Raw genomic sequence first — 20570 nt, forward strand, 5'->3', positions numbered from 1 at the left:
CGTGGCGAAGGTAGCGATCATCGGAGCCGGAGCGATGGGCCTTGCCGCGGCCTATCATGCCGTCGGCAAAGGGCATGAAGTCACCGTCTATGAGGGAGACAAGGTTGCCGGCGGCATGGCGGCGCATTTCGACTTCGACGGCCTGTCCATCGAGCGCTTCTACCACTTCGTCTGCAAGGCGGATCAGCCGCTCTTCGACCTTATGGCGGAACTCGGCATTGCCGACAAAATGGTCTGGCGCGAGACCTCAATGGGCTACTATGTCGACGGCAGGCACTACAGCTGGGGCGACCCGCTCTCGCTGCTCAAGTTCCCGCTTCTGTCGCTTTCCGAGAAGCTGCGTTACGGCGTCCAGATGTTCCTGCAGACGAAGCGCAAGGCCTTCGACGACCTCGAAAACGTGAATGCCAAGGACTGGTTCGTCAAATGGTCCGGCGCCCGGGCCTATGACGTGCTGTGGCGACGGCTCATGGAGCTCAAGTTCTTTGAGTATGCCGACAATATTTCGGCCGCCTGGATCAGCACGCGCATCAAGCGCATCGGCACGTCGCGCAAATCCATGCTCCAGGAAGAACTCGGCGTGATCGACGGCGGCTCGCAGACTCTGGTCGACGCATTGGTCAACGCGATCCGGGAGAAGGGCGGGACCATCCGTCTCGGCCTGCCCGTCCGCGAGGTCGTGGTTGTCGACGGCAAGGTGACGGGCGTGCGCACCGACGAGGGCGCGGCGACCTGCGATAATGTGATTTCGACAGCGCCAACACCATTCATTTCCAGCCTCGTGCCGGCCTTGCCGCAGGCCTCGAAGGACGCCTACGACGCGATCCGCAATATCGGCGTCGTCTGCGTTCTGCTGAAACTCAGGAAACCCGTGACCGGCCATTTCTGGCTCAACATCAACGATCCGGCGATCGAAATTCCCGGCATCGTGGAATTTTCCAACCTGCGCCGCCTGCCGGACACGGTCGTCTATGTGCCCTATTACATGCCGCAGACGTATCCCAAATTCGACAAGCCGTCGGCGTTTTTCGTCGCCGAGGCGATGAACTATATGCGCAGGCTCAACCCCGGCATCGGCGAGAGCGACCTGATCGCTTCGCATGTCGGCCGGCTTCGCCACGCGCAACCGGTCTGTGAGCCGGGCTTCCAGGCGAAGATCCCACCCGTGCAAACCCCGATTGAGGGGCTGCAGATCGCCGATACCTGCTATTACTATCCCGAAGACCGCGGCATCTCCGAAAGCGTCCGCTTTGCGAAGATGATGGTCGATTCAATTTCAACCCGATGAGGGCGAAGCATCCATGACTGACCTGTCGAAGATATATCAATCGCGTTTCGCCAATACCGGCCTGGAGAAGCGAAATGCCGTCTGGCAGGTCTTATGCCGCTCCTTCTTCAGCCGATATGTTCGTCCGACCGATACGATCCTGGATCTCGCCTGCGGTTACGGCGAATTCATCAACAACATCGAGGCCGCGAACAAGATAGGAGTCGATCTCAACCCGGACGCTCCCACCCATCTCGCCGGCGACGTGACGTTCCACCTTTCCGCGGCGGATAATCTCTCCGACATCGCGGACTCGTCCGTCGAAACCGTCTTCACGTCGAATTTCCTGGAGCACCTGCCGGACAAGAAAACCTGCGACCGCGTATTCGCGGAAATCCTGAGGGTACTGCGTCCCGGAGGAACGTTCCTGATTCTTGGGCCCAATATCCACTATGCCTACAAGGAATACTGGGACTATTACGACCACTATCTTCCGCTTTCCCATCTCTCTCTTGCCGAAGGGCTGGGGATAGCGGGTTTTAACGTGAAGGAAGTCATCCCGCAGTTCCTTCCCTATACGATGAACAACAGCACCCCGACCCACCCTTTTCTGATTTCCCTCTATCTCCGGTTTCCGCCGGCTTGGCGGGTCATGGGAAAACAGTTCTTCGTCGTCGGAGAAAAGCGGGCTTGAGCCGCCAGTTCCTCATATTCGTGCTGACAAGCGGAATCGCTGCCGTCGCCAACATCGGCAGCCGGATTCTGTTCAGCCGGATGGTCTCATTCGAATGGGCGGTCGTTCTGGCCTTTCCGGTGGGCCTGCTGACCGCTTTCGCGCTGGCGCGTCTGTTTGTTTTCGGCTCCTCGGGAGGGCATGTCGGCTCGGAGTTCTACCGGTTCCTGATCGTCAATCTGGTTGCACTGGTTCTCGTGTGGGCAATCAGCGTCGGCCTTGCACGCGCGCTCTTTCCCATGATCGGCTTTACTTGGCACGCCGAAACCGTCGCCCATACGATCGGTGTCCTGGCGCCGGCGGTGACGAGCTTCCTCGGCCACAAGTATTATTCGTTCAGAATTAATTAGAGTGAAATATTAATCACAATAACGCAGGTCTGGTATAGGAAATAAAATGAATACGCCCGAAGACAAGAGTCATAATTTTCAAATTATTTTATCAAGAACATTTCTTATGATCGCCTTCTTTTTGGCCGTATCTGTCCGTATTATTCTTATAAATCCGGCATCTCCTCTGGGCGGGTTAGATCCATCTTGGCAGCTTGGTATTATTACGGCTATTAGTAACGGATTTAAGTTCGGAAGTGACATTATATTTACTTATGGGCCGCTTGCGTATTTGGAGATACCTTATTTTTCAATGAATAATTATTACGCATCGCTAACAATAAGGACTATAATATCAATATTGTCATTATTATTACTATTCAGATCGTTAAGATGTAATTCTATTTATCACAATTTAACAGTTGCTATTGCAATTTTATTTTGCACAATATCAGCTAATTTTTACTATTTTTATTGCTATCTTGTATTTACAAACGCTGCTATTTGTAAAAAAGAAAGTAGAATATGGAATTTTCTCTACGTTGTATCGTTTGCGCCTCTGGCAGCTGTTATTTTTATTAAGGGTTCTTACTTAATTCCATCGATTTTTTTTGCTGCACTCACCATAGTATATGGATTTATTTATAAAAACTATTTTGCGACCATAATTTCTTTCATGGTATATGTTATATCAGTGATATTATTTTGGAATATATCATTGCAGCCGTTAAATTTATTACCACTTTATCTGAAAGAAATATTCCCAATATTATATGGATATACAGAAGCTATGGCGATAAATGGTTCACCATGGCAAATTGTCTTGTTCGTCGTGTCCGCTGTGTTGATCGCCAGCTCGGTTGCTTGGCCGCTTGTGCATCGTAGAAATCCGTCCGAGACGTGGCGAACAGTTCTATGGACGATCGCCGTTGCGGCATTTCTCTTTTTCCAGTTCAAGATTGGTTTCGTCCGCCATGGCGGTGGGCACATCCGCATAGCTGCCGGTTCGCTCCTTCTGGCGGTGATGGTACTGCCAGTACGACGAAGCGACACGAAACGAGGTTCAGCAGCCTCGCATTCTTTGATCTTTCTCGTCTGCATCTCTGCTTATCTTATTGGAGGAGCGGACCTTAGGTACGAACCTGTCGGACGTTTGCAAGCGAACCTTGCGCCTGTTCTGCCCTGGATCAGGAGCGTTGAGAGTTTCCCGCCCTCCCTCGCCGTAATGGAGCAGCGCTACGAGGATGCGCTGGCCCGCATCCGCAAGCAGGATCCGCTTCCGAAACTGCCGGGAACAACGGATATATACTCCTATAATCAGGCGGCCCTGATCGCATCGGGCAACGTCTGGAATCCGCGCCCTGTCTTCCAAAGCTACGCGGCCTATGAACCATCACTGATCCAGCTCAATCGCGATCATCTTCTCGGCGCGAATGCTCCCGACAACATTCTTTTCGCGCCCGAGCCGATCGATGGGCGTTTGCCGACGCTAGAAGACGGCCTTAGCTGGCCCGTCTTCATGTCTCATTACCGCCTGGTGGACTCTGTCGGCAAATATGCCCAGTTGCGGCGGCGAGCCGTGCCGACAGCCGACATTATGGGTGAACCGCAGCAAGCGGAGCAACACATGCTCGGCGAAGTCTTCTCGCTGCCTAGGCAAAACGCCTCGATCCTGTTTGCAAAGATGGAAATCGAACCGACGCTTTTCGGGCGGGCACTGGAGATCCTTTTCAAGCCGACGCAACTCCACATGACGCTGTGGTTCGCGAACGGGCAGACGCAGACTTATCGTATTGTTTCCACCATGACCAAATCCGGCTTCGTTCTGTCGCCCCTGGCCCGCTCGACGGCTGATTTCGCCGATCTGGTCTCGGGCAATCAAGACGCGCTCGACGGAACCCGCGTTACATCCGCGAAAATCTGGTCCGATGCTCCATGGCTCCCCATATGGAAGCCCGCATTTAAAATCGTCTACACGCCTCTCGATCCCGAGCGCTATCAGGAGCCCAGTTCGTTCTTTTCTCCGCTGACGGCGGCGAACCCGACTGCGACCGCGACTGTCGACAAATGCTGGGGAAACATTGACAGGACGAACGGGCAACTGCTCCGCGGCAAACGGGTCACGACGCCCCAGAGATATTTGACGCTCAGCGGATGGTTCATATCCCCCGGCAAGAATATGGACACCGTCACCTCGCAGGTCCTCGTCGAGGTAGCCTATGAGGACGGCACGACATCCTTCTACAAGGCGCAACGGACGCCTCGGCCTGATGTCGGCAAATATTTCAAGCGCCCCGATCTCAAGGACGTCGGATACACGGCGAGGATAGATATACCGGCGGATAAAAAGAACTATACCGTAACCATCGCCGCCAAGGATCAGGACTCCTTGACTTTATGTCGCAACCTCAGCGTTCGTGTGCAGCCTTGAGGTGCCCACGCGCAGAGAAAGTTCCACATCCTCTGCAAATGGCACGGATAGGTAGCCGCTGTCCGGCGCGCGCACGCGCTCCAGATATTCCGGGCAGAGATCCGCGTTGTCGGCTACGATGAGCGCGCCCGATCTGAGGCGGCTTTCCACCAGACTCAGGACTTCGGGGTAGAGCGGCTTCGCTCCGTCGAGCAGCAGCAGATCGATCCTCTCCGGAAGATCGACGCTCAGCGTTTTCAGGGCGTCTCCCTCGCGGACCTCCACCAGATCGTCCAGGCCGCCTTCGACAAGATGCGCGCGTGCCCGCATCACCTTGGAAGGTTCGAACTCGCTGGTGATCAGGCGCCCGCCGCCATTGTCGCGCAGCGCCGCAGCCAGATGCAGGGCCGAAATGCCGAACGAGGTGCCAAACTCGACGATGCTGCGCGCGCCTGTGCTGCGAGCCAGCATGTAGAGGAGTACGCCGGTCTCCCGCGACACCGGCAGCCACAGATCCTTCATCAGCCCGTAGAGGCGCAGATAATCCGTCTTGCTGTGCATCAGCCTGTCGCGCTCTTCGCTGGAGAACGCAGATAATGCGGGGTTGGTCGCTGCATCGGCCTCAGCGAACAGGCGGTCCAGGAGGGGCGCAAGCGGCGCGGTGGTCAGTGTGGTCATCTTCGGCTCCGATCCGGAAAGCGTTGCTTCGTGCTGGACGATGAAATACGACGAATTCGTCGCATTTTGTATTCGCATTGGCGGAACGCCTGATGACCAATCGGCCAACACCCCGGATTTCTTCACGAAAACAACCCAGGCAGGCTCGCTCGACCGAGCTGGTCACAGCGGTTCTCGAGGCGGCTGTTCAGGTTTTGAAACAGGAAGGCATACGGCGTTTCACCTCTGCCAGGGTGGCCGAGAGGGCGGGTGTCAGCGTCGGATCGCTCTACCAGTATTTCCCGAACAAGGCGGCCATCCTGTTTCGGCTGCAAAGCGACGAATGGCGCCGGACGACCGAGCAATGGGGTACGATTCTCGGCGACGTCACGAAGCCGCCTCACGAGCGGCTGCGAAGCCTCGTTCACACCTTCATCCGCTCCGAGGTCGAGGAGGCGGCCGTGCGGGTGGCGCTGGACGACGCAGCGCCGCTCTATCGTGACGCCCCCGAGGCGCGGGAAATCCATGCCGAAGGTGATCGCATCATCGAGAGGTTCATGCGCGAAGCGCTTCCGGCGGCTTCGGATGCCACCCGTGACCTGATCGGCGATCTGGTCGTCACCACGATCACCGCGGTCGGAAAGGAGTTCTCGGGAGCACCCAGAACGGAGACCGAGATCAATACCTATGCCGACGCAATGGCAGATATGTTCTGCGCCTACCTGAGCAGATGCGATCTGGATGCCCGCGGCCGGGGAACTGAGACAGATTGATCTCCCGGAATGGCGTCGGCCATCGCCCCGGCCGATTTTCCATTCCTATTTCAACGAATTGGCATCGACGCCGTCGTGCGAAAGCCGCCGCGAAAGTCGACCGTGTAATGCCGATCAGTCTGCGCGCGAGAGCGGGACGGCGGGCTCGGGGAGCACGACCAGTTCGGCGGTCACACAGATCGGATTCTCGCCGCGCACCAGCCTGCCGCTGAAGATGGCGCCGTCCATGGCGACCACGGCGATGTCGAGCCGCACGCGCGCACCGTCCGGAGCTTCCTCTAGCCGGCCTCCGGTGATGAAGAACTCGGAGGCGTAGGACTCCATCTCCAGTCCGCTCTCGAACCGCGCCCCGTTCAGGCTGCCGATGCCGAGGATCGATGCCCGGCCAATGCCGGCATCGCGGCAGATCGCCTCCAGCGCCCAGGAGATGTCCTGGTTCGGGCGCAGGGTGACGGCAAGCGCCGAACCTTCGCGCGTCTCGCCCGAAAGCGCCGTTTCGGCGGCGAACAGCCTGAAATTCGTTTCCGGGTCGTGCCGGGATTCGAACATCGCGCCGCTCAGCCCGACGCCACGCACATGCACGTTCTCGGCGGCAAAACTCTCGGGCGGCAGCATATGTCCCAGGGCGGGCCGGCCTGCCGCATCACGCCACAGCCCGTGGCAATGCACGAAGCCGACGCCGTCGCGGCGGCCGACGACCGCCGTCGCCCGGTCGATCGTCACGCCGCCTTCCGGCACGACGGTCGCCGAGTACCAGGCGGCATGATCGCCGTCGGGCGAAGCCGCCGGCAGCACATAGCGGAACGGATCGAAGCGGCCGCCGCTGATCTCGATGCAGGCGCTGTCGCACCCGGCGGCGGCGACCGCCCTGGCCAGTCCTGCTTCCGCCGCCTCGCCCCGCGCCAGGGTGAAATCCAGCGGGACCGCTGCCGCCCAGGCAAGCGCATGTCGCTCTCGCGCCGCCGGACCCGGATGAACGATGGGCGGACGCGCGCTCATGCCGTCGCCTTGCCGGGTGCTTGACCGGCTTCCGGACCTGCAAGCAGGCCGCGCGCTTCCAGTGCCTCGCGAACCAGCTTCTTGGTGATCTTGCCATAGGCCGATTTCGGCATCTCCTCGATGAAGATGAAGCGCTTCGGCATCTTGTAGCGGGCGATCTTCCCGTCGAGGAAAGAGATCAGTTCGGCTTCGCCGACGACTGCCCCTTGCTCCGCCACGCAGACGGCGATTCCGGCTTCGCCCCAGGCCGGATCCGGCACGCCGAGCACCGCCACCTCGCCGATCTGCGGATGGGTGAGGAGCTTCTCCTCGATCTCTCGCGGATAGATGTTGGAACCGCCGGAGATGTACATGTCGGAGGCTCGCCCGGTGATGTAGAGATAGCCCTGTTCGTCAAGATAGCCGAGGTCGCCGGTACGGAACCAGCCGTTGCGAAAGGCCTTGGCGTTGGCTTCCGGGTTGTCGTAATAGCCGGCGAAGACGGCCGGACCGGTCACGCAGATCTCGCCGCTGGTGTTGGCGGGAAGCTCGGCGCCGTCGTCGTCCTGGATGGAGATTTCCATCGCCGTGCGCTCGAAGCCGCAGGTGTTGAGGCGCATCCCCGGTCGATCCTCAAGCTCGTGTTCGCTGGCCGGCAGCACGGTGATGTTGCCGGTGACCTCGCCGAGGCCGAAATACTGCACGATGACTGGCCCGAGTTTCGCCAAAGCGTGCTTCTGGTCCTCTCGATACATCGGCGCCCCGGCATAGATCACGTATCGCAGCGAACCGTGGTCGACGCCGTCGATGGCGGGATACTCGACCAGGCGCTTGAGGATGGTCGGCACGGTGAACATGTTGGAGATGCGCCAGCGCTCGACCAGCGTCCAGATTTCGGCCGGGTCGAAGCGTTCCGACGATGTCAGAACGGTCTTGGCGCTCGCCGCCACCTGAGTCAGCAGATGCACGCCGGCGCCGTGCGAGAGCGGCGCGACGACCAGCGAGGCGTCGGTAGGCGTTGTGCCCGGCATCAGGTCGCACAGGTGGTTGGTGACGACGAAGCCCATTTGGCCGTGCGTCAGCACCGCCGCCTTCGGCCGGCCTGTGGTGCCGGAGGTGAAGAAGAACCAGCACGGATCGTCGCGTCCGACAGCCTCATTGGACACAGTGGCGCCTCGATACTCGGCCACGATCGCGTCGTAGCTCTCGCCGAATGCGGCTTCGCCGATGGCGAGCGTGAACGCAGGCGACACGGCAATCGCGGCGCAGGCGGCTGCGTGCTCGGGAAAGGCAGCGTTGCAGATCATGCCTTTGGCGCCGCTCGCCTCGGCGAGATAGGCGACCTCGGCCGGCGTCTGGCGGAAATTGGTCGGCACCCAGACGGCCCCCAGCCGGAAACAGGCGAACATCGATTCCAGCATCTGGTTGCAGTTCTGTGACTGGACCAAGATGCGGTCGCCTTTGACGACGCCGAAGCGGTCCCGCAGCGCCGCCGCCATGGCGTCGACGCGCGCGTCCAGTTCGCGCCATGTCCAACGCTGCTCACCCCAGACCAGCGCCGTCTCGTCGCCCAGCCGGCGCGCCGACCGGGTCAGAAGATGCGCCAGGTTGGAAACCCGCGTCGAGCGCGGCAGGGCTTCGTTTTCGGGTGACGCTTCGCTCACTCTAGGTCTCCGTGGATTTTCCCGCGCGGCCGTCCCGGTTGCGCGCGAAGAGCCGTTCCAGCTTCGAGGTCAGGCGGCTCGCCTCTCCCTGCAGAAGCGCAGCGAGGGTCTTCTGGCGCTCCGGACCCATGCGGCTGTCGATGGCCGAGAGGCTGAGCGCTCCCGCCGTGCGGCCGTCCGGATAGCGCACCACCACGCCGATCGCCCAGGAATTGGGCAACACCAGTCCCGGATTGAGCGACCAGCCGCGCGTGCGCGTCGCCTCAACCTGCTCGTGGATCACCTGCGGCGTGTAGTTCGGGAACCGGGCCGCGATGGCGACCTCGTTCTCGGCGACGATATGCTCGATCTCCTCGTCGGCCAGATCGGACAGCAGCGCCATCGAGCCGGCGCCGATGCCGAGCGGATGGTGGGCGCCCGCCTGCAGCACATGGGTGCGGATCGGAAAGCGGCCCTCCTCGCGTTGCAGGCACACCGAATGGTTCTGCCGGCGCACCGAGAAGAACGAGGAATCCTCGCTCTTGTCGGAAATGCGCCGCAGGCTCTCGCCAGTGAATTCGAGCAGGCTGTGGCGCGTGGCCGCCAGCGCACCCATCAGGAAGGCCTCTTCGCCAAGATGATAGCGCCGGCTTTTCGTATCCTGCTCCACCAGCTCGGCCCGCATCAGCGCCAGCAGCAGGCGCCGTGCCGTCGGCTTGTTCAGGCCGCTTTCGGCCAGAAGCTCGGTGAGGCCGATGCCGGCCTCGGCATTGCGGCGCACGATGGCCAGAAGCCCGAGCGCGCGGTCCACGCTCTGCGCGCCGGTGACCTCTCGCGTCATGTCCATGCTATGGAACCATCCTCCTGACCATAATATGGACCATTGATATGCATCTCTTCCGTCCTGAATCATATTCGCATTACAGTTCCGGCTGCGCAAGCGCACGCTTTGCGCTATGGTCGGTTCGGCAACTGGGCTGAATGGTCCATATTGTGAACAATCAGCGAAGGAACGCATCCATGCCCGGACGCATGCAGGACAAGGTGGTGCTGGTCATCGGCGGTGGGGCGCCGCCGGAAGGGCTGAACAACGGCAAGGCGGCGGCACTGCTCTATGCGCGCGAAGGTGCGGCCGTCGTCGTCGCCGACCGCGACCTTGCGGCGGCGGAACGGACCCGAAGCGAGGTCCTTGCGCAAGGCGGCGATTGCCTGGCGCTTACGGCCGATGTGACCAACAGCGCCAGTCTGGAGCGGACCGTTGCCGCCACCCTGGATGCTCATGGCCGCATCGACGTGCTGCACAACAATGTCGGCGTCGCCGCCACCGGCGGGCCGGTCGAGACCAGCGAGGAGCAATGGAACCGCATCGTCGCGATCAACCAGACCGGCGTATTCCTCGCCTGCAAGCATGTGCTGCCTGTGATGGTCGAGCAGGGGTCGGGCGCCATCATCAACATTTCCTCGGCCGCCGCGCTGCGCTGGATCGGCTTCCCCTATGCCGCCTATACGGCCTCGAAGGCCGCCGTTCTGGCGCTGACGCAGAATATCGCCCTGCAATATGCCGGCCGCGGCATCCGCGCCAATTGCGTGCTGCCCGGCCTGATGGATACGCCGATGATCCGTGAGCCGCTGGCCGCATCCTATGGCGCGGACATCGAGACGATGATCACCAAACGCAACGCCCAGAGCCCGACGGGCAGCATGGGCGATGCCTGGGACACGGCCTATGCCGCGCTGTTCTTGGCGTCCGACGAGGCGCGCTATGTCAACGGCACGCATATCGTCGTCGACGGCGGCCTGACGGCGCGCTGCGCCTGACCGCGCCTGTCTCTGCAGGAAGCCGCCCCTACAGGAACCCGATCGAGAACCACGGCACCGCCGCGATCACGACGACGCCGATGAGCAGCGCCAAGAGATAGCCCATGATCGGCCGCATGCCCTCGTCGGGGTTGACCCGGCCGATGGCGCAGGCGGTGTAGTAGCCGACGCCGAAGGGCGGCGCGAACAAGCCGATGCCCATCGCCAGGATGACGACGATGGCATAGTGCACCTCGTTGATGCCGACCGTTTGGGCGATCGGGAACAGCAACGGCCCGAACAGCACGATCGCCGGAATGCCTTCCAGCACCGAGCCGAGGATGACGAAGACGACGATCGACATCGCCATGAAGCTCGCAGCCCCTCCAGGCAGTGTCGACATGAAGGAAGCGAGCTGGCCGGAAAAGCCGGACTGGGTGAGCGCCCAGGCCATCGCGGTCGCCGCGCCGATGATGAACAGGATGGCGCCCGACAGCGAGGCCGTGCCGACCAGCATGGCGCGCAGCCTGTGCCATTCGAAGCGGCGATAGATCAGCAAGCCTGCCAGCACCGAATAGACGATGCCGATGGTTGACACCTCCGTCGCCGTGGCGATGCCCTCCACCACGGCGAAGCGGATGACGAAGGGCAGGATCAGCGCCGGCAGCGCGATGGCGAAGGTGCGGCCGATCTCGCCGAGGCCGGCGCGCCTCACATGTGAAAGGTCCTCGCCGCGCGAGCGCCACCAGGCGACGGCCGCCAGCGCCAACGCCAGCACCAGCGCCGGCAGAAGGCCGCCGGTGAAAAGGGCGGCGATCGACACGCCTGTGACCGAGCCGATGGTGATGAGGACAAGGCTCGGCGGGATCGTCTCCGACATGGCGCCCGAAGACGACAGGAGCGCGATCAGCTCGCCGGGCTTGGCGCCGCGCGCCTTCATCTCGGGAAACAATACGGGCGCCACCGCGGCCATGTCGGCGGCCTTCGCACCGGAGATGCCGGACACCAGGAAGATCGCGCCGAGCAGCACGTAGGACAGGCCGCCACGCACATGGCCAACGAGGGCGGCCAGGAACGCCACCATGGCGCGCGCCATGCCCGTCGTCTCGATCAGGTAGCCGAGCAGCACGAAGAGGGGCACGGCAAGCAGGATCAGGTGTGACATGCCCTCGTCCATGCGGCTGACCACGATGCTCATCGGCACGCGCGTCGTCAGCGCCAGATAGGCGAAGGTGCCGAGGCCGAAGGCGAAGGCGATGGGCACGCCTGCGAAGATGGCGGCGGCCAGCAGAACGACGAAGAAGATGACCAGATTGATGTTGCCGAGGCCGGCGAAGACCGGCTTCAGCAAAGTGAGCGCCGCGCCGATCAGAAGCGTCAGCGCCACCGCTTCGACGATCTGTCGCGCGGAAGCGACCCGCGCCAGCCGCACCAGCGCGATCAGGATCATCAGCGCGGCGCACACCGGCAGCGCCGAGGCGCGCCATGCGGCCGAGATGCCGAGCGCCGGCGTGGTGATGAAGGTTTCGCCGAGCGCGAACTTGTAGGCCGGCGCCAGGATCAGAAGCAGGAAGGCCGCCGAGGCCGCGATCGCCAGCACTTCGATGAAGGCGTGGCCGCGCGGCGGCAGCGCCGTGACCAGGGCGGTCATGCGCATGTGCTCGCCACGGCGCAGCGCCACGCAGGCGCCGAGCAGGCCGAGCCACAGGAAGCACAGCGAAGCGAGTTCGTCGGACCAGACCAGCGGCCGGTCGAAGACATAGCGCGAGACGACGCCGGCAAACAGCACCACCACCTCGGCGATGACGAGGATCGCGGCGGGGATTTCCACCAGATGGCCGAGAAAAGCGTCCGCCTTCGCCGCCCAGGGGCGCAGCGAAACGTCAGCCTCGCCGTGGCCCACCGAATCCGTCATCGGTCAGGCTGCCAGGCGGAAAGTCGATGCCGTCTGCCCAGCCCTTTCCGTTCGATGTCGCGCCGGACTATCCGATAGCCGTTCTTCACCGTCAGGCCCGGCGCTTCACACCAGCTTGCCGACGGCTTTTTCCAGGAGGTCCCACGGCTCCTGGCCGTATTTGTCGCGCCAGGAGGCATAGAAGCCGGCCGAGCGCAGCTTGTCGCGGAAGGGCGCGGGATCGGGCGTGTTGAGTTCCATGCCCTCGGATTTCAGCTTGTCGGCCAGCGAGGCGTTGAGCTTTTCGGTGTCCGCTCGCTCGGCGATGGCGGCTGCGTTGATGTGCTTGGTGACGACGGCGCGGATATCCTCGGGCAGCGCTTCCCACATGTCCTTGTTGGCGAGGAACCAGAAACCGTCCCACATATGGTTGGTCATGGAGCAGAATTTCTGCACCTCGTAGAGCTTCGCCGTCTGGATGATGGCAAGCGGGTTTTCCTGGCCCTCGACCACCTTGGTCTGCAGCGAGGTATAGACCTCGGCGAAGTTGATGCTGGTGGGGGACGCGCCGAAGGCCTCGTACATCGAGGTCCACAGCGGGCTCACCGGAACGCGGATCTTGAAGCCTGCCAGATCCTCGGGCGTGACGATGGGCTTGCTGCTCGACGTCGTCTGGCGGAAGCCGTTGTCCCAGATCTTGTCCATGGCGACGAGACCGGACTTGCCGATCTCACCGCGCACATAGGCGCCGAGGTCGCCGTCCATCGCCTTCCAGACGGTGTCGTAGTCGGGGAAGGCAAAGCCGATGCCGTTGATCGAGGCGACCGGCACCAGCGTCGACAGGATCAGGCCCGACAGGGTGAAGAACTCGACCGCGCCCGAGCGCAACTGGCTGAGCACGTCGGTGTCGGAGCCGAGCTGGTTGTTGGGGAATATCTGCAACTCGAAGCGGCCGTCGGTGTCCTTGGCGATGGCGTCCGCCGCCTCCTTGGCGCGGATGTTGAGCGGATGCGCGACCGGCAGGTTGTTGGCGTATTTGTAGCGGAAATCGGCGGCCCGCGCGGACCGGATCGCCGGCATGGTTAGCGCCGCTGCGGTGATCGCGGTGGTTCCAAGAAAATCTCTGCGCGTCAGTCCGGCCATCTGTTCCTCCCAGTTCGACGGCGTCGGGCTCGTCAGCGACGCCGTTCTCGTCAATTTTTCCAAAGGTCCACATGGTGGACCGCCTCTCTCCCGAGAAGCATTTTTATTTCACACAAAGCGCCCGAACGGCAAGCCGAAATGGCAGCGAGAGGCAGATGCGGGGCGAAGTGTTCCCAATCCACTTCACATTGTGGACCTTGGGCTGGACAATGAAGGTCAGCGACCGGCCGAACGGCGTCCGCTCGTGCATGGCGCCGATGTCATCCCTTGTCGGTTCGCGCCGGGTCCGCTGCGAGCACGATCGATCTGGCGACATGCGCGACTTTCTCCTGCGGCAGGATGCTGGTCGCCACCCGTATGGAATTCGTCGTGCCGAGCGAGAATTTGGCGCCGGCATGAACGGCGATGCCGCGCGCGGCGAGCGTAACCATCGCGTAGTTCTCCTGCATGACCGGAATCAGCACGCTGAGGCCGTGGCCGGCCTCGATGGCGACGCCTTGCCGGTCCAGTTCTTCGGCGAGAACCTCGCGGCGCCTTTTGTAGACGTCCCGCGCCCGCGCCACGATCGTCGCCGTCTCCGGGTCGTTGAGCAGCCATGCCGTCGCCGCTAGCAGGATGCGGCTCGTCCATCCGGAACTGAAGCTGCGGTAGGACTGGATCTGTTCGACCAGCGTCGCCGAGCTGGAAAGGATCGCGAGGCGCAGGTCGGGACCGTGCGTCTTGGAGAAGGACAGCACATGGATCACCCGATCGGGAAAGCGCCGGCCGAGCGAGATACGCGGTACCTCGCAGATGTCGCCGACGCCGTCGTCCTCGATGATCAGCACGTCGGTGGAGGCAAGGACGTCGCCCAGCGCCTCGAGCCGCCCGGCCGACATCAGCGCTCCGGTCACGGAATGCACGCGCGGCTGGAAGATGAAGGCGGCCGGCCGCTGCTCGAGCACCTTCGCTAACGAATGTGGCAGCGGTCCCTCCCCGTCGCACTCGACCAGCAGGATCGGCACGTTGAGGTCTTCCAGGATGTCGAGCAGGCGCAGCGCGGTGGGGTCTTCGATCGCCACCGGAACGCCGGGCCGGACCAGGGCGTGGAGCAGCGTATAGATCGCATTATAGCCGCCGTTGGTGGCCAGGAAGGCGCCCGGCTCATAAGGCCAGCCCGGCCGCACGGCCGCCTCCAGCTCCGGCAGGATGCGCACCCGCTCATAGCTGTTGAGGCGCTCGGCCCGAGCGCCGTGCGCGAGCGCCGCACCGAGCGGCGGCAGCAGCGCCACGTCGGGCTCGGCGATCGCCAGATTGAGGATGCCCGGCCCGTAGTTTCCGCCGCTCATATGCCGTTCGGGCCGCGCGGTGAACCGGTCGGTCCTGACCCAGGCGCCGTTGCGGCCCCGGCCTTCGATGATCTTGTGGCGTCGCAAGTCGCTCCAGGCCGTCGAGACGGTGGCCGGACTGACCCCCAGCGCATAGGCGATGTCGCGTACCGGCGGCAGCTTGGAGCCGACCGGCAGCACGCCGTTACGGATCAGGGCCGCCGTTTCGCGCGCGATGCCATGCGTCGTGCGGTCGCCGAGCCGCCCGGCGAACCATTCCGCGTCGAAATCGGCCATCGCCCCTCCGAATTAATGTTCAATAACGTAATAACGTTTGATCGGTCTATGCTAAACATTTAACGGCAGTCTTGTCCATTTCCGTCAGTGAGTTTTTCCGTGTCTGTTTCCATTCGGTTTGCCACCCGTGACTGGGACTATCTCACCCCGCTGATCCTGGGCGACGTGAAGTCCGACCGGCTCGATGTCTCCGTCGACCGGGTCGGCACGCTGATCCCGGACCTTGCGACCGATGCGGCCTATGACGCGGCCGAAGTGTCCTTCAGCCGCTATGTCTCGGCCATGGCCGAAGGCGCCGGCGGGATCGTCGGCGTGCCGTGCTTCATCATGCGAGGCTTCCGGCACCGCTGCATCATCACCACGGAAGCCAGCCCGCTGGAGCGGCTCGACCAGCTCGCGGGCAAGCGCATCGGCGTCACCGGCTGGCGCGACTCCGGCAACACATGGACTCGCGCCGCACTGCGCCGGGAGGGCGTCGGCGTCGAGGACGCCTGCTGGTTCGCCGGCCGCCTGACCGCCGAGCATCCGATCGTCGACCGCCTCGACGGCTTCGGCCGGCCCGGACGCATCGAGGCCGCGCCTGGCGAGCGGCCGATGATGGAGCTTTTGGCGGAGGGCGGGCTCGACGCCGTGTTCACGCCGTTCATGCCGACGGCCTTCTTCGCGCCGGGTTCCGGGTTCCGCCAGCTCGTCAGGGATTTCCGAACCGCCGAACGGCTCTATTTCGATGACGTGGGCTATGTTCCCGGCATGCATCTGGTGGCGGTGAAGAGCGAGATCGCCAGTCGGCATCCCTGGCTGCCGGACGAACTGTCGCGCCTCGTCGATGAAAGTCAGCGCCTGTGGACCGCCAAGCGCCGCAAATATGCCGAGACCTCGCCATGGATCATCGAAGAATTGCTGCAAGCAGCGCACGACCTGCCGCCGGCCTGGAACGACAGCGGCATCGAACCGAACCGCCGCATGATCGAGGATTTCGCCGCCGAGCTTCATGCGCAGGGGATCTTGCCTCGTCCGATATCGGTCGAAGAGCTTTTCCCCTTCGTGAATTCGCACCCGTCCTCGGCGTGACGGCAACCGTTTCAACACCGGGAAGGAGAAAAACATGAAACCGAGAACCGTTCTGATCGCGTCGGTCGCCGCGATGCTGGCGCAGGGCGCATTCGCGCAGGATATCCAGAAACAGAGCGTCAACGACGAACTGCGCGCGCGCCTGCCGAAGGAAATCGTCGACGCCGGCAAGATGACCACCGTCAACAACGGCTCCTTCCCGCCCTACGAGATCGTGACCGGGACGGATCTGTCCGGCGCGACCAAGGACATTTCGGACGCCATCGGCCAGCTTCTCGGCATCGAGATCGGCCACGCTTCGGTGGCCGGCCTGCCGGCGCTTTTGAGCGGCATCGATTCCGGCCGCTACCAGTTCGCCATGGGTCCGGTCGGCGACTATCCGGACCGGCAGAAGTCGAACGACTTCGTCGACTGGGTGCGCGAATACGTCGTCTTCGCCGTGCAGAAAGGCAATCCTGCCGGCATCACCTCGCTCGACACCGCCTGCGGCAAGCGCATCGCCGTGATGTCCGGCGGCTCCGCCGAGAAGGTCATCAAAGAGCAGTCCGAAAAATGCGTCGGCGACGGCAAGCCGGCCGTGGAGGTGCAGTCCTTCACCGACCAGCCGAGCTCGATCCTCGCCGTGCGCTCCAAGCGCTCCGACGCCTTCTTCTCCTCGCAAGCGCCGCTGACCTATTTCGTCCAGCAGGCGAACGGCCAGCTCGAACTGGCCGCCGTCGGCAAGCCGAACGGCTTCAAGGACATCTATCAGGGCGCCGTCGTGCCGAAAGGCTCGCCGCTCGGCGAAGTGCTGCGCGATTCCTTCAAGATCCTGATGGACAACGGCACCTATGCGGCGATCATGAAGAAGTGGGGCCTGGAGAACAACATGATCGACAAGCCCGGTATCAACCAGGGTCAGTAAGGACCGGATCATGACGGACACCGCCCACCTCGCGGCACGGCTGCCGCGCCTTGCCGAGGACGAACAGCGCGACGTGCGCAGGGCCCACCGGCCCTTCCCGTTCGACCGGGTCGTCCTCTGGGGTGTGACGCTCGTCCTGGCGGGCGGGTTCGCCTACATCGTCGCCATCAATCCGAATTTCGAATGGCCGGTCGTCGGCAAGTATTTCTTCGATCCGACGGTGATGCAGGGCCTGACGGTAACGCTCGGCCTCACCGTCGTCGGCATGGCGATCGGCATTGCGCTCGGCCTTGTCCTGGCAATCGCGCGCATGTCGAAGGACCGCCTGGCCTGGTCGCTCTCGGCGCTGTTCATCTGGTTCTTCCGCGGCACGCCGCTGCTGGTCCAGCTCATCTTCTGGTACAACATGTCGACGCTGTTTCCGCGCATCTCCATCGGCATCGCCAGCTGGGACACCAACGATCTCATCACGCCGCTGACGGCGGCGGTGCTCGGCCTCGCGCTCAACGAGGCGGCCTATATGGCGGAGATCATCCGCGGCGGGCTTTTGTCGGTCGACAAGGGTCAGGCGGAAACGGCCGAAGCCTTCGGCATGACGCGCGGCCGTGCGCTGCGCCGCATCATCATCCCGCAGGCGATGAAATCCATCGTGCCGCCGACCGGCAACCAGCTCATCAGCATGATCAAGGCGACCTCGCTGGTCAGCGTCATCGCCATGGCTGACCTGCTCTATTCGGTGCAGTCGATCTACAACCGCACCTTCGAGATCATCCCGCTGCTGATGGTGGCGGTGCTGTGGTATCTCCTGATCACCTCGATCCTGAACATCGGCCAGAGCGCGATCGAGCGCTACTACGGCCGCGGCGACCGCGGTTCGGCCAACGCCATCGCGCCGGCGGCGCCGGATGCGGTCAGCAAACAGGAGTCCGCACGATGACCGCGCCTGATCGTCCGCTGGTGAGGGCGCGCGACGTCCACAAGGCGTTCGGATCCAACGAGGTGCTGAAAGGCATCGATCTCGATGTCGCGCCGGGAGAGACGGTGGTCATCCTCGGTCCGTCGGGTTCCGGCAAATCGACCTTCCTGCGCTGCATCAACCATCTCGAAACCATCGATCAGGGCTCGATCGAGGTCGACGGCGAGCAGATCGGCTATCGCTTGCGCAACGGCCGGCTCGACCGGCTGTCGGACCGCGAGATCGCCCGCCAGCGCCGCAAGATCGGCATGGTGTTCCAGCAGTTCAACCTGTATCCGCACATGACGGCGCTGGAAAACGTCATCGAGGCGCCTGTCGGCGTTCACGGCCAGGATCGCGGCGAGGCTGTCCGCTACGCCCGCGAGCTGCTCACCCGCGTCGGGCTCGAGCAGAAGATCGACGCCTATCCGCGCCAGCTCTCGGGCGGCCAGCAGCAGCGCGTCGCCATCGCCCGCGCGCTGGCGATCAGGCCGAAGCTGATGCTGTTCGACGAGCCGACATCGGCGCTCGACCCGGAACTGGTGGGCGAGGTGCTGGCGACCATGCGTGATCTCGCCAACCAGGGCCTGACGATGATCGTCGTCACCCACGAGATCGGCTTCGCCCGCGAGGCGGCCGACCGGGTGGTGTTCATGGACGGCGGCCATGTCATCGAGACGGGGCCGCCGGACGAGGTGCTGACCAATCCGTCGCATCCGCGCACCCGCAGCTTCCTCAGCCGCTTCATCTGACGACGGCATCCGCTCTTTTCCAAGTCGAGTAGAAAACACATGACATCCAACCAGTTCGCCTCCATCCCGGATTTCAAGGACAAGGAGGCCGAGCTGACGCGCACGCGCCGGCACCTCCACGCCAATCCCGAGCTTTCCTTCGAGGAGCGCGAGACGGCGAACTACGTCGCCGAACGCCTGGAGTCCTGGGGCTACGAGGTCACCCGCAATGTCGGCGGTTACGGCGTGGTGGGGCGACTGACACAGGGGACCGGCGGGCGCAGCATCGCCATCCGCACCGACATGGACGCGCTGCCGATCGTCGAGGAAACCGGCCTGCCCTACGCCAGCACCAAGCAGGGCGTCATGCACGCCTGCGGCCATGACGGCCACACGACGATGCTTCTTGGCGCCGCCGAATATCTGGCGCGCACCCGCCACTTCACCGGCACGGTCAACCTGATCTTCCAGCCGGCGGAAGAAGCCGGCAAGGTGAGCGGCGCCCAGGCGATGATCGCCGACGGCCTGTTCGAGCGGTTTCCCTGCGACGCCATCTTCGGGCTGCACAACCATCCCGGCGCGCCGGCGGGAAGCTTCCTGATGCGCTCGGGGCCGCTGATGGCGGCGGCCGACACGGCCACCATCACCATCACCGGCCGCGGCGGCCACGCCTCGCGCCCGCATCTGGCGGTCGATCCTATCGTGACTGCCGCCAATCTGGTGATGACTTTGCAGACGGTGGTGTCGCGCAGCGTCAATCCGACCGAGACGGCAGTGGTTACGGTGGGCACGATCAAGGGCGGAACGGCCTCCAACGTTATACCCGAGCGCGCCGAGATCGCGGCGAGCATTCGCTCCTTTTCGCCTGAGGTCCGCAAGACGCTGGAGCAGCGCATCCGGGCGATCGCCGGCGCCATTGCCGAGGCGCATGGCGCGACCGTCGACATCGACTGGGAGCACGGCTATCCCGTCGTCGTCAACGCGCCGGAGGAAACCGCGTTCGCGACGGATGTCGTCACCGAACTCGTCGGCGCCGGGAGGGTCTCCGAGTGTCCGCTGATTCCAGGCAGCGAGGATTTCGCCTACTTCCTCGAGCACAAGCCCGGCTGCTTCCTGCGGCTGGGCAACGGCGAAGGCTCGGCCTTCCTGCATAACCCGAAATACGACTTCAACGACGCCAGCCTGACCACGGGCGCGGCTTTATGGGCGCGACTGGCCGAGCGCTATCTACAGGCATAAGCGACGAACGGGATTACAGGCCGAATCTGACCGTCTCCGCTCGGGGTGGCCTCTCGCGTGCGCGGCGAGCCGCCGTTCTCTGAGAATTCGTCCTGCGGTTCGGGCTTCAGGCCAGTGGACACGATTGGGCTAATTCACCAGTCGTGACCAACCTCGCTGGAATCTCATACAAAGACCGGGCGAAGCCACCGGCTGAAGGTCAAACTGGCACTTCGCAGGACTATGGCGTTCGGCGATTGTCCATGCGCTGTTGATTTCCGCCGAGAACTGACCCGGGATTGAGGGATTTTTCCATTGAGAAGTGACCCATGTTTGAACCCACCCCTGCTGGCTGATTGCAGGGGACATTGGAGTGATAGACATGGCGTTACTGAGCGTTATCCGACGCTGGCATCTGCGAGATGGACATTCGATCCGGGAGATTGCGCGGCGCACGGGACTG

18 protein-coding genes are annotated in these 20570 nt (G+C 62.8%); 11 read left to right on the forward strand and 7 right to left on the reverse strand.

Translation table 11 applies throughout. The annotated features are described in order from the left end of the window. The first annotated feature begins 1 nt into the window (after nt 1). The 4 genes from ABMA46_RS19475 to ABMA46_RS19490 are packed head-to-tail and all read left to right on the forward strand — an operon-like array spanning nt 2 to nt 4760. Nucleotides 2-1288, forward strand: coding sequence for an NAD(P)/FAD-dependent oxidoreductase (locus ABMA46_RS19475; protein ID WP_349001660.1), 1287 nt, complete (start codon nt 2-4; stop codon nt 1286-1288). 13 nt (nt 1289-1301) lie between these two features. Next, nucleotides 1302-1961 (forward strand): class I SAM-dependent methyltransferase, encoded by a 660-nt coding sequence (locus ABMA46_RS19480; protein WP_349001661.1) that lies wholly within the window; start codon nt 1302-1304, stop codon nt 1959-1961. Then, nucleotides 1958-2350: a GtrA family protein gene (locus ABMA46_RS19485; protein WP_349001662.1), complete on the forward strand. Its 393-nt coding sequence runs from the start codon at nt 1958-1960 to the stop codon at nt 2348-2350. Before ABMA46_RS19480 ends, ABMA46_RS19485 begins: the two co-directional genes overlap by 4 nt. A gap of 46 nt (nt 2351-2396) precedes the next feature. Further along, on the forward strand, nt 2397-4760 hold the full coding sequence (locus tag ABMA46_RS19490) for a hypothetical protein (RefSeq protein ID WP_349001663.1): 2364 nt from the start codon (nt 2397-2399) through the stop codon (nt 4758-4760). Here ABMA46_RS19490 and ABMA46_RS19495 read toward each other — a convergent pair. Then, nucleotides 4725-5417, reverse strand: coding sequence for an O-methyltransferase (locus ABMA46_RS19495; protein WP_349001664.1), 693 nt, complete (start codon nt 5415-5417; stop codon nt 4725-4727). The two genes, ABMA46_RS19490 and ABMA46_RS19495, sit on opposite strands and share 36 nt — an antisense overlap. A gap of 92 nt (nt 5418-5509) precedes the next feature. Between ABMA46_RS19495 and ABMA46_RS19500 the strand changes: the two genes are divergently transcribed. Then, entirely contained in the window at nt 5510-6169 is a 660-nt protein-coding gene (locus ABMA46_RS19500; protein ID WP_349001665.1) for a TetR/AcrR family transcriptional regulator, read from the forward strand. A 114-nt stretch (nt 6170-6283) separates the two neighbouring features. Here ABMA46_RS19500 and ABMA46_RS19505 read toward each other — a convergent pair whose 3' ends face one another. From ABMA46_RS19505 to ABMA46_RS19515, 3 genes are read right to left on the reverse strand one after another with little or no spacing between them, the layout of a single operon-like run. Continuing rightward, nucleotides 6284-7168, reverse strand: coding sequence for a PCC domain-containing protein (locus tag ABMA46_RS19505; RefSeq protein ID WP_349001666.1), 885 nt, complete (start codon nt 7166-7168; stop codon nt 6284-6286). Further along, the gene (locus ABMA46_RS19510) at nt 7165-8811 is read right to left on the reverse strand and encodes an acyl-CoA synthetase (RefSeq protein WP_349001667.1); all 1647 of its coding nucleotides are present in this window, start codon (nt 8809-8811) and stop codon (nt 7165-7167) included. The genes ABMA46_RS19505 and ABMA46_RS19510 overlap by 4 nt, the downstream gene beginning before the upstream one ends. Before the next feature lies 1 nt (nt 8812). Continuing rightward, the gene (locus ABMA46_RS19515; protein ID WP_349001668.1) at nt 8813-9637 is read right to left on the reverse strand and encodes an IclR family transcriptional regulator; all 825 of its coding nucleotides are present in this window, start codon (nt 9635-9637) and stop codon (nt 8813-8815) included. A 173-nt stretch (nt 9638-9810) separates the two neighbouring features. Between ABMA46_RS19515 and ABMA46_RS19520 the strand changes: the two genes are divergently transcribed. Beyond that, the gene (locus tag ABMA46_RS19520; RefSeq protein WP_349001669.1) at nt 9811-10608 is read left to right on the forward strand and encodes an SDR family NAD(P)-dependent oxidoreductase; all 798 of its coding nucleotides are present in this window, start codon (nt 9811-9813) and stop codon (nt 10606-10608) included. 28 nt (nt 10609-10636) lie between these two features. On the opposite strand, the gene ABMA46_RS19525 is transcribed toward ABMA46_RS19520, so the two are convergent. The 3 genes from ABMA46_RS19525 to ABMA46_RS19535 form a co-directional block, all read right to left on the reverse strand. Next, nucleotides 10637-12502, reverse strand: a complete 1866-nt coding sequence (locus ABMA46_RS19525) for a TRAP transporter large permease (RefSeq protein ID WP_349001670.1) — start codon at nt 12500-12502, stop codon at nt 10637-10639. Between the two features lie 105 nt (nt 12503-12607). Next, nucleotides 12608-13624, reverse strand: a complete 1017-nt coding sequence (locus tag ABMA46_RS19530; RefSeq protein ID WP_349001671.1) for a TRAP transporter substrate-binding protein — start codon at nt 13622-13624, stop codon at nt 12608-12610. A gap of 260 nt (nt 13625-13884) precedes the next feature. Continuing rightward, complete coding sequence (locus ABMA46_RS19535) at nt 13885-15228, reverse strand: aminotransferase-like domain-containing protein (RefSeq protein ID WP_349001672.1); 1344 nt, start codon at nt 15226-15228, stop codon at nt 13885-13887. A gap of 99 nt (nt 15229-15327) precedes the next feature. Here ABMA46_RS19535 and ABMA46_RS19540 point away from each other — a divergent pair, with 99 nt between their 5' ends. The 5 genes from ABMA46_RS19540 to ABMA46_RS19560 are packed head-to-tail and all read left to right on the forward strand — an operon-like array spanning nt 15328 to nt 20128. Then, nucleotides 15328-16299: a substrate-binding domain-containing protein gene (locus ABMA46_RS19540; RefSeq protein WP_349001673.1), complete on the forward strand. Its 972-nt coding sequence runs from the start codon at nt 15328-15330 to the stop codon at nt 16297-16299. Between the two features lie 34 nt (nt 16300-16333). After that, nucleotides 16334-17203 (forward strand): ABC transporter substrate-binding protein, encoded by an 870-nt coding sequence (locus ABMA46_RS19545; protein ID WP_349001674.1) that lies wholly within the window; start codon nt 16334-16336, stop codon nt 17201-17203. Between the two features lie 10 nt (nt 17204-17213). Continuing rightward, nucleotides 17214-18140, forward strand: a complete 927-nt coding sequence (locus ABMA46_RS19550; protein ID WP_349001675.1) for an amino acid ABC transporter permease — start codon at nt 17214-17216, stop codon at nt 18138-18140. Next, nucleotides 18137-18910, forward strand: coding sequence for an amino acid ABC transporter ATP-binding protein (locus tag ABMA46_RS19555; RefSeq protein ID WP_349001676.1), 774 nt, complete (start codon nt 18137-18139; stop codon nt 18908-18910). The genes ABMA46_RS19550 and ABMA46_RS19555 overlap by 4 nt, the downstream gene beginning before the upstream one ends. Nucleotides 18911-18949: 39 nt before the next feature. Then, on the forward strand, nt 18950-20128 hold the full coding sequence (locus tag ABMA46_RS19560) for a M20 aminoacylase family protein (protein WP_349001677.1): 1179 nt from the start codon (nt 18950-18952) through the stop codon (nt 20126-20128). The last annotated feature ends 442 nt before the right edge of the window (nt 20129-20570 follow it).

The sequence above is a fragment of the Mesorhizobium hunchu genome, assembly GCF_040081975.1.
Taxonomy (GTDB): Bacteria; Pseudomonadota; Alphaproteobacteria; order Rhizobiales; family Rhizobiaceae; genus Mesorhizobium; species Mesorhizobium hunchu.